14 protein-coding genes are annotated in these 12,879 nt (G+C 47.1%); 7 read left to right on the forward strand and 7 right to left on the reverse strand.

Annotation, left to right across the window (positions count from 1 at the left end):
• Positions 1 to 32 precede the first annotated feature (32 nt).
• A complete protein-coding gene (locus tag MJO46_RS11900; protein WP_253989474.1) occupies positions 33 to 368 on the forward strand; it encodes a hypothetical protein in 336 nt (111 codons plus the stop codon).
• 16 nt (positions 369 to 384) lie between these two features.
• Here the strand turns inward: MJO46_RS11900 and MJO46_RS11905 are convergent, their stop codons facing one another.
• Both MJO46_RS11905 and MJO46_RS11910 read right to left on the reverse strand, forming a co-directional pair.
• Complete coding sequence (locus MJO46_RS11905; protein WP_253989475.1) at positions 385 to 1,848, reverse strand: DUF4145 domain-containing protein; 1,464 nt, start codon at positions 1,846 to 1,848, stop codon at positions 385 to 387.
• A gap of 35 nt (positions 1,849 to 1,883) precedes the next feature.
• A complete protein-coding gene (locus tag MJO46_RS11910) occupies positions 1,884 to 2,591 on the reverse strand; it encodes a hypothetical protein (protein ID WP_198781442.1) in 708 nt (235 codons plus the stop codon).
• A gap of 190 nt (positions 2,592 to 2,781) precedes the next feature.
• On the opposite strand from MJO46_RS11910, the gene MJO46_RS11915 reads away from it, so the two are divergent.
• On the forward strand, positions 2,782 to 3,309 hold the full coding sequence (locus MJO46_RS11915) for a DUF2780 domain-containing protein (RefSeq protein ID WP_253989476.1): 528 nt from the start codon (positions 2,782 to 2,784) through the stop codon (positions 3,307 to 3,309).
• A gap of 99 nt (positions 3,310 to 3,408) precedes the next feature.
• A complete protein-coding gene (locus MJO46_RS11920) occupies positions 3,409 to 3,891 on the forward strand; it encodes a TerB family tellurite resistance protein (RefSeq protein ID WP_253989477.1) in 483 nt (160 codons plus the stop codon).
• A gap of 39 nt (positions 3,892 to 3,930) precedes the next feature.
• On the opposite strand, the gene yjeH is transcribed toward MJO46_RS11920, so the two are convergent.
• Entirely contained in the window at positions 3,931 to 5,193 is a 1,263-nt protein-coding gene (yjeH, locus tag MJO46_RS11925; protein ID WP_253989478.1) for an L-methionine/branched-chain amino acid transporter, read from the reverse strand.
• A gap of 235 nt (positions 5,194 to 5,428) precedes the next feature.
• On the opposite strand from yjeH, the gene MJO46_RS11930 reads away from it, so the two are divergent.
• On the forward strand, positions 5,429 to 5,860 hold the full coding sequence (locus MJO46_RS11930; protein WP_198781446.1) for an Lrp/AsnC family transcriptional regulator: 432 nt from the start codon (positions 5,429 to 5,431) through the stop codon (positions 5,858 to 5,860).
• A gap of 282 nt (positions 5,861 to 6,142) precedes the next feature.
• Here MJO46_RS11930 and nrfD read toward each other — a convergent pair whose 3' ends face one another.
• From nrfD to MJO46_RS11950, 4 genes are all read right to left on the reverse strand, one after another.
• A complete protein-coding gene (gene nrfD / locus MJO46_RS11935; RefSeq protein WP_253989479.1) occupies positions 6,143 to 7,084 on the reverse strand; it encodes a cytochrome c nitrite reductase subunit NrfD in 942 nt (313 codons plus the stop codon).
• Complete coding sequence (locus MJO46_RS11940) at positions 7,081 to 7,767, reverse strand: 4Fe-4S dicluster domain-containing protein (protein ID WP_253989480.1); 687 nt, start codon at positions 7,765 to 7,767, stop codon at positions 7,081 to 7,083. The genes nrfD and MJO46_RS11940 overlap by 4 nt, the downstream gene beginning before the upstream one ends.
• A gap of 4 nt (positions 7,768 to 7,771) precedes the next feature.
• Positions 7,772 to 8,236: a nitrite reductase gene (locus MJO46_RS11945; protein WP_253989481.1), complete on the reverse strand. Its 465-nt coding sequence runs from the start codon at positions 8,234 to 8,236 to the stop codon at positions 7,772 to 7,774.
• Between the two features lie 81 nt (positions 8,237 to 8,317).
• Positions 8,318 to 8,791 carry a hypothetical protein gene (locus tag MJO46_RS11950; protein ID WP_198781450.1) on the reverse strand — a complete coding sequence of 158 codons (474 nt, stop codon included), beginning with the start codon at positions 8,789 to 8,791 and terminating at the stop codon, positions 8,318 to 8,320.
• A 412-nt stretch (positions 8,792 to 9,203) separates the two neighbouring features.
• On the opposite strand from MJO46_RS11950, the gene MJO46_RS11955 reads away from it, so the two are divergent.
• The 3 genes from MJO46_RS11955 to menH all read left to right on the forward strand — a co-directional run bounded on the left by MJO46_RS11955 (position 9,204) and on the right by menH (position 12,853).
• Positions 9,204 to 10,172, forward strand: coding sequence for a LysR family transcriptional regulator (locus MJO46_RS11955; RefSeq protein WP_198781451.1), 969 nt, complete (start codon positions 9,204 to 9,206; stop codon positions 10,170 to 10,172).
• A gap of 168 nt (positions 10,173 to 10,340) precedes the next feature.
• Positions 10,341 to 12,062, forward strand: a complete 1,722-nt coding sequence (menD, locus tag MJO46_RS11960; RefSeq protein WP_253989482.1) for a 2-succinyl-5-enolpyruvyl-6-hydroxy-3-cyclohexene-1-carboxylic-acid synthase — start codon at positions 10,341 to 10,343, stop codon at positions 12,060 to 12,062.
• On the forward strand, positions 12,062 to 12,853 hold the full coding sequence (gene menH / locus MJO46_RS11965) for a 2-succinyl-6-hydroxy-2,4-cyclohexadiene-1-carboxylate synthase (RefSeq protein WP_253989483.1): 792 nt from the start codon (positions 12,062 to 12,064) through the stop codon (positions 12,851 to 12,853). The genes menD and menH overlap by 1 nt, the downstream gene beginning before the upstream one ends.
• Positions 12,854 to 12,879 lie beyond the last annotated feature (26 nt).

The following is a 12,879-nucleotide window of genomic DNA, read 5'->3' on the forward strand; positions in this document are numbered from 1 at the left end:
GAAAATCAAACCGCCCTTAATAAGGAGTTCTTATGATTTATCAACAGTTCCAACAGAGCCCACTGCAAACCCGAATTTCTGGCCCACGGGCCTGGTTAGCCATGGCTGTCAGTGTCAGCCTGATTTGCTTATCACTGTTTTTATTGCCATTTGTACTGTTATTTGGGGCGATTACCCTAGGCTGTATAGTGCTGTTTAGCCGCATTTACGTGGCGCGCCACTTAGCCCAATTGAATCGAGCGGCAACCCAAGCTAAGGCTGCGCAAACGGCAGGATCACAACATGATGATTCGATACAGTTAGTACGTGAACCCCATGCCACGCATTATCGGGGTCGTACTTTTGAGCATCAAGAGGATGAGCGTTAAGCGCTAGTGCTAAGTGCTAGCATTCAGTGAGGGTAAGCAGGTCCTTGGCGCGTTTCAGACTGTGGATCTCTGCGCTGTCACGCGTCACCTCGAGTACTTTATCTATCTGCAATGCCAATGATTGCCACAGAGGTTGGATAATATCCGCCTCTTTTTGATTGGCGTGGCGCCGAGCCAAATTGAGTAAGGCTGCCGCACCCACCACATCTATACGACCTAAAATACCATCGGCTAGGGCCATGCTCAGCTCAATCATCGCGGGCACACTGTGACCATATTTGATCACCTCACGTAAATAATGCTCCGCTTGGGTAAGATCGCTATCGAAAGCGTTATCATCGTGGAGCATATGCTGGGCGCGGGAGAACATAGCATCCAATTGTCCCTGCTCGGCGGCCTCGGCCATCCAATACTCACTGACGATAGCATCCCGTTGACATCCCTCGCCATTAGCGAGCATAAGCGCTAAATGGTATTGAGCATGGGGGTAACCTGCCTGCGCAGCTTTACTAATAAAATGATAGGCTTGGGCAAGATCATTTTGCTGATAATGCAGCACGCCTAAATTGGCCATCGCCTCGGTTTGTTCGCCATCCGCCGCTAGCTGTAAAAAGTGTTTCGCTTGCGCTAAATCTGGCTTAAAGGACTCACTGCCGACCAGATAAAAATAGCCAAGCAATGCCATCGCATTGACGACACCCGCTGCGGCCGCTGCGGCTATCGCAGCTTCACCTTTCATCGTATCGGCTTCACCCTGATAGCCATGGATTAAACTCACCCCATGCTCATAGAGGGCTTCCATATATGTTGGGGCTGCAAGGGCAAACCAATAGGCGGCCTTTGCAAAGGTATCACTGGCTTTTTGGGCGACTTCCTTCACGGCTGAGTCATCGTTTTCAGTACCATAGTACTGTTCGACGAGGGCAAGCTCTTGCTCCTTAAGCATTAATGCTTTGGTTTTAAAAGAGATCCCCACTAAATACTGCGCCTTAGGATCATCCTCCATCACAGCGCGGTAGCAGAGCTCTTTTACGGTGACAGAATCACTGACCTCATACCGATACTCCGGCGCTTCACGGCCAGTCACCTTAGGGTACAAGTGTTCCACCAAGGCCAACACGTCCTTAATAGCTTTTTGGGCTAAGGCGAGTAATTGCTCTTGGGTAAGATGGTATTTTTCAGGGTGGGCACCACGGTTACCATCGGCGCGCAGGCGATGCAAGGCACGGGTCGTTTTAACATCGATAAGGCGTTTTTGGTTTAAGTGCTCTATTCGGTCATAGAGATTTGGGCTGGTAAAAGAAACTTCCTTACCCTGCCCAAGCAGTTCGGTGAGCTTATGGGTAAAACTACGAATATGCAGCAGTGACTGAGTTGGCACATCCCGCACATAGTTTTTCGCACTGAGGTAATCATCTAGGAGAGGGGCCGAAAAACCTTGGATAAACTCACTATCCAATATCACAACCTGAGTCCCCATACATGTTTACCTCAATCCGCTGTATTAAATCTGTATCATTCTGCGAGGGGCTTTTTAGACACCATATACAGGCGAAATAATGCCAAATTGACGAATAAACCAATGAAAGACATGAAGGTATCCGCCAACATTTGCACAGGTAAACCGCCTAAGGCTGCAACCCCAGAGAGTTGGCTACCAATCACAGAAAGCGGTAAATACAACATCAGTAATGCGATTGTTTTCAGTACGATAGGGCCGCTAAAACTAAAACTTGCCTTAATGGCTTCGAGGGGCGTTAAGCGCTCGACTACCACCATAAAGTTCACATAGGCTAAACGGGCGAAGAGGTAAAAGCTGATCACTAACCCCACCAGCCACATAGGACCAAAAGCGGCGAACAACATTACCGGCGCTAAAATTGCGAGTCCCGAAAATACCCCAGCCAGCAAAAGCGGTGGCACAAAAGGTAAACTCGCCTTTAACACTAAGCCCGCCGAAGGATTATGGCCCTGGGAGCGCAGCTCGAGGTATAGGGTTAAGGCGGCGATTAATACTGAAAAAGTCAGTAACAGCAGCATCATAGCTATCATATGCGGCGCGCCAAATTGCGGATTTTCCAGATCGACTTTGCTCATCTCGACGCCTAACCATAACTGGATCCCAACTTGGATCAGCAGCAAGGGCACCGTCAGCATGGCAAGCTGCACGAGATGGTTACGGAAAAAATTATAGGCTTCGGTCAAAATTGCGGATAGTGACATGCGACTTTCCAAAATAATTGAAATAAATTAACACTGTGAATTGCCGCTAAGAATACCCAAAATCCCTTACCAATGCACAGAAGAAATCACTAGTGTGGCCCTTAAATCACAGAAAACTACTGCAACAAAAGTGGCAAACCCGTTAAACTGTCTCCCTTATTGCGCGCAAACCCCCAAAGGACGCCCTCATATGAAACAGACCCTCACCCTCTCACTGCTGCTTAGCAGTTGCATTTTAGCCGCGCCTACGAGTGCCAGATGGTTAGATAATCTTACTGATTCTCAAACAAAAACCCAGGCAGCAGCCACCAGCACAGCCACTCAATCCAATGAGCTGGTCGGCACTGTGATGTCACAATTAGGCTTAAATCAAACCCAGGCTGAGGGGGGATTAGGCAGTTTATTAGGGCTAGCCCAATCGAGCTTAGGCACGAGTGATTACTCAAAATTAGCCGCCAGTATTCCAAATGCCGATAGTCTCTTGGCTGCGGCCCCTAAGCTGGATGGCAACTCAGGCGTCTCTGGCCTGTTATCTAAAGCTGGCGATCTGGGCTCATCATTACAAGGCGGAGCAATGGTATTGGATGCCTTTGAAAAACTTGGTATTTCAAAAGAACTGGCGATGCCGATGATCGATATTGCTAAGTCCTACCTTGAAACCAATGGCGCTGCAGGCACCTCAGATCTATTAATGAAAGGCTTAAATTCACTGCTGTAATTCAGTCTTATCTCACCCTAAGCGATACCTAGCTTAGGGTGAACTTTCCCCGCCTAATCGACTCTACTTTATATTCCCTCAGTATGAGAACCGCCAAATATGATCGCGAAATTAAGACGATTTATTCAATCACACACTCAGGCGATAACGCCCGAAGACAAGGCTCATCAACTGAAGCTAGCTGCGGCGAGTATGTTGTTAGAAGTGGTGTTTGCCGATGAGACCTTAGCACCTGAAGAGACAGCGCTATTACCAAAACTGCTCACCGAAACACTGTCGATGACAGAGCAGGATGCTAAGGCGTTGATCGATGAAGCTAAGCGGGTGCAAGGCAATGCAACATCATTGTTTGAATTTACTAATGCGATTAATACCGAATTTAGCCTAGAGCAAAAACAACAACTTTTACTCGCCATGTGGCAACTGGCCTATGCCGATGGGCAGTTGTCCCACTACGAAGACCAAATCATTCGTCGCACTGCAGATTTGCTATACCTCAAACACAGCGAGCTAATCCAAATGCGTAATCAGGCAATAGCAGCATCGCGCCAGTCAGAGCTACCACCCAAAAGCCCAGTATAAAACGCAATACTGGGCTATTTATGTTCTTTATAGTTCAGTCTATTCGGGCATAACTAAGCTTTGTTTACGGCTAAGATGGCTCTTCTGCCACCAGAGGAAAGGGGCCACCAGCAATATCAGCACAAACACATAGGCCATACTCGCGCCGAGGGCGATACCCAAAGCTAAACAAAAACCACACCCCAGCACAACTAATGGCAAATTCTGCCTTGGTAATAATTTTGCCGCGGCTAGCATCGCCATTAAATAGATGATCACAAAAACCCCATTGCTCCAAGCGATCAAATGTTCTAATTCCTGCCCCGTCAGATAGGTCAGCACTATCACGCTCGCCATTACACTCAGTAATGCCGCTAGGGCCCTAATCGGCACTCCATGGGCATTTTTAACGGCAAAACAGCGGGGTAAAATGCCTTCACGGCTAAAGCTCCAGACCAAGCGTGCCGCACTTGCCGCATAGACGTTAACTGTCGCCAGACCGCTCGCAATACCTAAAACACCTATCACTTGGGCGCCGTATCCTCCTAATAACGCATCGAATACGCCGATCATGGCGACACTCTTCTCGGTCGGCACGAGCAAGAGTAGTAATGTACAAGCGACATAAATCACCCCCACTAGTACAGTGCCCATCATCATAGCGGGGATCATATCCTGCTGCGGGCGACGAAAATCATCGGCAAGGTGTGTAATGGCTTCGATGCCGAGAAAACTCCAAAAAGCGATACCCGCAGCAATCATCACAGTTGGCATTTCTGGCATGCCATGGCGGGTAATGGAGGTGAGTAGTCCCTGCTGGAAACTGCTCGCGCCAAACAATACTACCACCACGGTAACAATACAGAGAGTTAAGGCAAACTGCAGCTTAGCCGACACTTGGATCCCGCGAAGATTAAGCAGAAACAGCCCTAGTATCACTAGGATTTCGGCACCGACCTGGGACCAGCCTTCGAGGGGGATAAGCGCATTAACAAATTGAAATGTCATCAAAATGGCGGCTGGAGCCCCCATAGGAACCACCAGTAAAAAAATTAACCCTATGGTACGACCCGCGGTGCGGCCAAAGGCTTTTTCGACAAAGTAGGCAGGCCCAGCGGCGTGGGGGAATACACTGGCTAAGCGCCCAAACACTAGGGCGACGGGAATGATGGCTAAGGTCAGCAACAACCATGCGACAAGCGCCCCCGAGTGAGCCTTCTCGATAGTCATCTGCGGTAAAATAAACACCCCAGTGCCCAGCAAAGTGGTGGCCATTAAGCCCGCACCTTGCCAACGACCTATTGTTCCGCTATTTGGATTCATCTGCTAATATTCTGTGGTTTTTGAGCCGTCAGTATAGTGAAATTTTGCGCCACAATCTGCCGTCATTTTCAGCGTTCTTGGCATTCAATACAGGCAAAATGCCGGATAATTAGCATATTTCCGTCATATTGACGGCAACGCCTAAAAACTCCACGGAATTAGCCAATACACTGACTTTATAACCCTATGGATTTTAAGATGTTAACCTACGCCCTCGCCACCCTAGGAGCCCAACTTGGATAAGTTCGATACCGCGATTATTAACAGCTTACGTCAAGATGCACGCCAGAGCGTGTCGCGCATTGCCGAACAAGTCAATTTGTCCCGCAGCGCCGTTGCCGAGCGGATAAAAAAACTAGAGCAAACGGGGGTGATACGGGGCTACCAAGTATTACTCAGTGAATCTCAAAAAGAGGGAGTGTCGGCTTATTTTGAGATCCAGCACCAATGCCCGCGTTGCGCCGATGTAGTGCCCGTATTTCAGGCCATTCCAGAGGTGATCACTTGCCGTGGGATTTCTGGGGAGATGGATTTACTCGTCTATGTCCACGCGCCTTCTATGCGCCGTTTGCACGAGATCCGGGAATATATCGATACCCATACGGATATCATCAAGATAAAAACCCATGTGGTGATGAGCGAGTGGATCAATAATTTAGGGGAATAAAGCTAAATCGAGTCGCCCCCAAACAAGAAACGCCACCCCTAAGGAATAAAGGTGGCGAGGCCCTTGTGGAGGCAGGGCAAAATACCTAAGTGTCAAATATGGCCTCCTTTCCCAGCGACCTCCCTGTTACAGCGGACAGTGACAAGATAATCAACCCTCAATAACTCAGCCAGTGCTATTGGGAGTGCTATCTCACAGCGTTTCCTTAGACACTGCTTTTCACTATCCACCGATATCCTACACACTCGTATTCATTTGCTTGTAAACACTTTTCCTCTTTTTTTAGGCGACCGTCATCTGGCCGGTGTAGAGGATAAAGTTCCGTAAAAGTAAAACACCTATCAGACTCAAGCACGCAGTTCCCGCCACATAGGCCCATTTACGTTTCGAGGTTGCCGTCATAAACAAGTTCATCGCAAGCGGCCCAGACAAACCAAGACCCACTATGCCTATCCAGAATATCCAGCCCCAGAAGCCGTATCCTATGGCATTGAAGGTAGCCAGTTTACTTTGACCGCCGGATAGTACTAACCCCATAAAGAAGGTGAAAATCAGCACTATTTCTACCAAAATCAGCGGGATTTCTACTTTATGGATAAAGTGGACCTCCTTAGCGTTGGGGTTGCCATTGAGTAGCACACCGCCCAGTAGGGATGATGCCGCCCCCGAAGACAGTCCCGATGTTAAAAACAGCAGTGGCAACACAGGGTTTTTCAGCATTGGGTAACCAGGAAGAGCCGATAACAGGAATCCCGTATACGCCCCTAGTGCGAGGGAGAAGATCACCAATAAGCCTGTTATGGTTGCCTCAAAGCGGGCTAAAAACGCCGTTAGCTTAAGCACTATTGGGAAGCGATTCTCACACCAAGCATCGATAGGTTTGCGGAAAATAAGACCGATCCACATAAACATAAACACTTGGTAAATAAGTAGAATAAGCACACCCATCGACATCACAGACGTTGGATTATAAAACACCAAAATCTTCCAGAAATCGAATGGCTTAGTCAAATCCAGCACGAGAATGCCAAGCCCTGCCATCACGGCCACGGGGGCAACAATACAGGCTGCCTGCACAAAACCCGACTGATAGGCATTATGTTTAAGCACAAAATGTTTGAGTAATACCGCAAAGAACATGGCACCCGCGGATGCACCTGCTAAAAACAGGTAAATCGCAATCGGCCAATGCCAGACTAAGGTATCAAAATGTAGGGCGCTCATATTGCCACCTCCCCTGATTTAGCCACGATTCGGAATAACTTAGGCCGAGTGCCGAGATCAACCTTAGCGCGTTGGGTCGGATTGGCCTTAAGCACTTGCACCACCTCAGAGGTCGGATCTTTAAGATTGCCGAACACTAATGCCTTTGTTGGACAGGCTGCTACGCAGGCGGGTTGTTTACCCTGGGCGAGATTGGTCTCACGGCAGAAGTCACACTTATCCGCAGCATGGGTAACAGGATTGATAAAGCGAACTTTGTATGGACAGGCCGCAATACAATATTGGCAACCGACACATTTCCATGCATCCACCGAGACAATCCCCGTTTCCTTATCGATAAAGGCAGCACCGGTCGGACACACATTAACGCAGGGCGCATCTTCACAGTGTTGGCAGGATGTACGGCTGAAATGATAATACTGATCTGGGTATTCACCATAGGGACCAGTTTGCTCTATCTTGAGCCGTGAAACGCCCTCTGGCACATGATTAGTTTCCCGGCATGCCACCTCACAGGCTTGGCAACCAATACACTTAGTTTCATCGTGGATGAGTGCGTATTTCACACTTGGCTCAGCCTTCACTTCACCGGTGGCATTCACTGACGAGAACAGTGTTGCACCAGAAGCGCCAGCAAATAAGGCACAAGTACCTTTGAGAAATCTTCTTTTTGAATTTTCCATAACCTTACTCCTGCTGGCCTGTATGGCAATTGCGGCACAGCTCACTGCGAACTTTCGGCGTCATATCGGCCATAGGTTCAGTTGGACTATGTAGTTTATGGCAGGCAGCACAGGGCACCTTTTTAGCGTGTACATTATGTGTCCAATCTGCATCACTGAGTTTTTTCTTGGTATGGCATTTTTGACATACTCTAAGCTGTACAGAGAGATCTGACCCATCTTGTGCACCAAAGACCACAAGGTCATTCGGTTTTTTAGGGTGGTCACCCTTTTCTCCATGGCAGCTGGAACAGGTCATTTTCATCGCATCTTGGCCGTGATGCCCTAACATTTGACCGTTACGCTTATGACACTTCATACAAGCATCACTGTTGATTTGATTGGCTGGCTCAGCACTCGTTGCGGCAAAACTCAATAGTAATGCTGCAAGACCTAAGCGTAACGACCACAGCCATTGTCTTGTAGACATAGGAAGTCCTCACATTTGTCTATCGGGGGAAAGTAGAGGGGAGAGTCAGGGTTCGGAATTCTCCGAACCCGACGGTCACGTTCAGACGGCTAACGCTTGCTTTAGACTTTGAGGATCCCACTGTTTATGCTGATTCATTTCAATAAAGCCAATATTGAATTTGCTAAACAGTTTCTTCAGTGGAGAGTTGGTCTCCTTACCAAAATCACTGATCACCATTTTCACTTCTGATGAGTCATGGTCGATCAACACATAGTCGAGTCTACATTCATGGTTTAAATCAGCATCATGCTGGTCCATGTCAAATACAGTGTCTAATGGGACATTACAACAAACATCGTATTTGCCTTCGACTACGGTTTTTAGTGATTTAAAAAAGTTGAAACTTTGTTTATCAAATAACACTGGTTTAAGTTTCATTTCATGATGTGCCTCATCAGGATCTGCTCTAAAAAACTTAATGCAAGTCATGACAAACATAACAAACACGAAAGGTACAGCAACGAATAGTACGAAGTACATAAACGCATAGCTGAGAATGACTGAAGTATTCATATACGCCTCCAAAAACTAATTTATATTTTTGTTATCTCCTTTAAAGCAACTTCAGTATTATCGGTAATCACTTTTGTTTTTTTGATTTACATCACACTTGCAAATAGCAATTTAAACATAAACAACAAGTTAAGACGTGCCACACATTACTACTTAACGCAAATCTTAAATTCACATATTGATATTAGTTAATCCACAGAATGAAATTAACATAGCTAAATATTAAAAATTGAAATTTCAAATTGTCTGAAAAAACAATTTTTAAAATATAAAAAATAGAATTGCGACACTCGATTAAGCCCTGATGAATATAAGATCCTAAACTTGGGATATGATTCACATTCCATTTGTTATTTGACACTATACTTAGTTGCAAATTATCGTATTCATTCAATATTAAGGAATATAAAAAATGCATATTAGCAACATGGATTGCCTCGATATTTTGAGTTTAAAAATACTTGTTTCATTATATGAAAACAAATCTGCAACCTATGTATCTAAGGCGCTTGATATCCCAGCTCCCAAAATAAGTCGTAGCCTTAAAAATCTGCGAGAAGTTTTTGGTGATGAATTATTTATTCGGCGCAAATATGGCTTATTCCCAAATGAGTTTGCAACTCATTTATATCCTATTGCCAAAGAGACCATTCAGTGCACCGATAAATTTCAAAAAGCACACGCCGCTAATACCAGCCATGTAAAAACCCATGTTGAAATTGCCGCACCGGGATTAATCGCCTACGCCTTCCCTAAAGCCCTGATGCAGGCGATTAAAGAAGAACAAAAACAGATGCATATCAACATTACACCTTGGTCAATGCATACCACCCAGGACATTATCAATGGCGATACCACCTTAGGTATTTGCTGTAACAAGAGCACCGCCGACGTTGCCGCCTTTGGCGATAAACTGCAGACGACCACTTTGCACCAAATGGATAAGGTTTATCTTATCGCTAGTCGTAATCACCCAATTTTTAAACGGGAAATTACCCTAGAGACCATTGCTGAATATCCCTACGTGAATACCGATTTTGGCAACCCAAGCACCAATCTCAGTCCATACCAAGAGTTTTGTATCAATAATGGTATAAAACTCAATACTGAAATTACCATTACCAGTATTTCAAGTTTGTTTGAATACCTAGGGGAAAGCCAAACGATATCCCTATTGCCCTATAGGGTTATTTACGAAATGGTGAGTGACATACCTGAATTGCACACCTGCCAATTGTCGCAACTCGAGGCAGAACGCTTATACGCCAGCACAGAGGTGCCGACTATTTTCCTCGTCCAAAAGAACCTGCCCAACAAAAACAATGATGATCTGGCGTGGTTAACTGGGCAAATTAAGAAAATTGTCGATAACATCATCTAGCTAAAACTTAGATTATCGCGACCCTTTACACTCGAGGTGACAGGCATCCCCTGCCTTAGCTTAGGCTCCACCTCCCATCCTATGTGCCTGAGATTTGTTAACCCGGGCATACATCTTAGGGCATAAACGCGTTACACTAAGCCCATCTTTATCCTGATAGATTTAGCTATGCGAACCGAAAATACCGCCACTCTCAATCTTATTTGGGGCGCACTTATTCTTGAGGAACTGGCACGGCTAGGGGTGCAACATGTCTGCATGGCGCCCGGCTCGCGCTCAACACCGTTAACCCTAGCGGCGGCAAACCAAACCAAGCTTAAACGCCATTTACATTTCGATGAACGTGGACTCGGCTTTATGGCTTTAGGTCTGGCAAAGGCCAGCCGTGCCCCTGTCGCCATCATTACCACCTCAGGCACTGCGGTGGCAAACCTGTATCCCGCGATTGTTGAAGCTTGGCTGACCCATGTGCCTTTAATCGTCTTAAGTGGCGATCGTCCACCCGAATTACTGGATTGCGGGGCCAATCAGGCTATAGTCCAACCCGGTATTTTCGCCAATTACGCCAAGCAAGTGAATTTGCCCACACCAGATGCCCATATTGCGCCACAGGCCCTATTAACGACTGTGGATGAAGCCGTCGCTAATCAAACTCGCCCAGTGCACTTTAACTGCATGTACCGCGAGCCTTTGTACCCAAGTGAGTTAAATGCGGCCATTCTCGATGCTGACTCGCCCTATCTCAGGCCATTACACACTTGGCTACAACTGGCGCGTCCTTACACTCAATATGGTAAATGCAGCCAAGTCAGTAGCCCGAGTGATGATGCCATTATGCGTTTTGTCCACGGTAAGGGAGTGATCATCGCTGGTACTCTCACGCCAGAGCAAGATCCACAGCAACTCATTGCCCTATCGCAAAAAATTGGTTGGCCTTTGCTAACCGATGCACAATCACAACTGCGCCAACATCCCGCTGTAATAGGTAATATCGACCAATTGCTGCAACACCCTAAGGCGCGCAATTTATTACAGGAAGCGGATCGCGTACTGGTATTCGGCGGCCGCTTACTGTCTAAGCGCTTGATTAGCTACCTCGCCGAGCAAAATTGGCACAGTTACTGGCAAGTTTTGCCCGAACAAGACAGGCTAGATCCGAGCCACAATGCGAAACATATTTGGCACGCCAATGCGGCGCAATTTGCTGCATTGAATTGGTATCGCTCTTCCTCGGCAAACTGGGCGAATACGTTAATCACCTATAACGATGAATTGCATAATTTATTTGTACGCAATATCGACCAAGGGGAGTTTGGTGAAGCCCAGGTGGTGCGCGCCATCGCCAACAGTCGTCCGTTGGAGCAACAGCTTTTTATCGGCAACAGCCTGCCGGTGCGGTTATATGATATGTATGCGCCTATTAGCTGTTGCACTGCCACTACTTTTACCAATCGCGGCGCCTCTGGCATAGACGGCCTACTCGCAACGGCCTGCGGTATTGCCGCCCACGAGGGTAAGCCAACCAGTTTAATCATTGGTGACTTGTCACAATTACACGATCTTAATTCGCTGGCTATCGCCAAGAGCCTAACCAGCCCGCTGGTGATCGTTATCCTCAATAATGATGGCGGCAATATTTTTAATCTCTTGCCCGTGCCCAACGAGCAAGTGCGCAGTGATTATTACCGCTTAAGCCACGGCTTAGAATTTGGTTATGCGGCGGCGATGTTTAACCTTCCCTATAATCAAGTGGATAATCTGGCGGATTTTCAGGATAGCTATAATGAAGCACTGGATTTTCAAGGCGCTTCGATCATTGAAGTCAGTGTGAGTCAAACCCAAGCCAGCGACCAAATTGCTGCGCTCAACCTGTGGGTGAAACAAAGCTAATGCCGACCTTAGCCCGTTACGGTGAAACAACCCTGCCGACCTTAGTGTTGCTCCACGGCTTTTTAGGCACTAAGGCCGATTGGTTACCGTTAATGCCTAAGCTCAGCCAGCACTTCCATTGTGTCTGCCTAGATCTTGTGGGCCATGGGGATAATCAACCTAGTCTGCCCGCGCCAGAAATGGAGGACGGTTTCGATTTTTGTGTCCAAGATATTATCGCTAGGCTCGATAGGCTTAACATTAGTCAGTTCCACCTCTATGGTTATTCCCTCGGTGGCCGCATTGCTTTGCACCTTGCGAAGGCTCATCCCCAAGGATTACTGAGTTTACTGCTTGAGTCCTGCCATCCAGGGCTTAAAGATCCGCAGGAAAAAACCGCACGAGCCAAAAATGATGCCCTGTGGGCCGAGCGTTTACTCAAGCTCAGTAGCATAGATTTTTTAAATTTATGGTATCAACAACCCGTGTTTACCGATATGACCGCAGCCAAACGTAAAACAGTGGTCGAGAAACGCGCAGCCATGTTAGATCTGCATCCTAAACAGATGCTTAAAGAAGTATTCTTAGCCACCTCACTCGCACGCCAATCCTCTCTGTGGGATGTGCCTTCGCAACTTGCCTGTGAATGCCATTTCTTTGCGGGCAGTCAAGATGCCAAGTTCCACGCCCTCGCCCAAGAGTGGCAATTGCACGCGCCTATTCTCGTCCACAGCATTAACGGCGCCGGACACAACATACACCAAGCCGCTCCCGAGGCATTAACCTCAACAATACTTAAGCTGCTAGGGTAAATACCTGAATTTAATTCTAGGAAATA

Source organism: Shewanella sp. KJ2020, from assembly GCF_024197625.1.
Classification (GTDB): Bacteria; Pseudomonadota; Gammaproteobacteria; order Enterobacterales; family Shewanellaceae; genus Shewanella.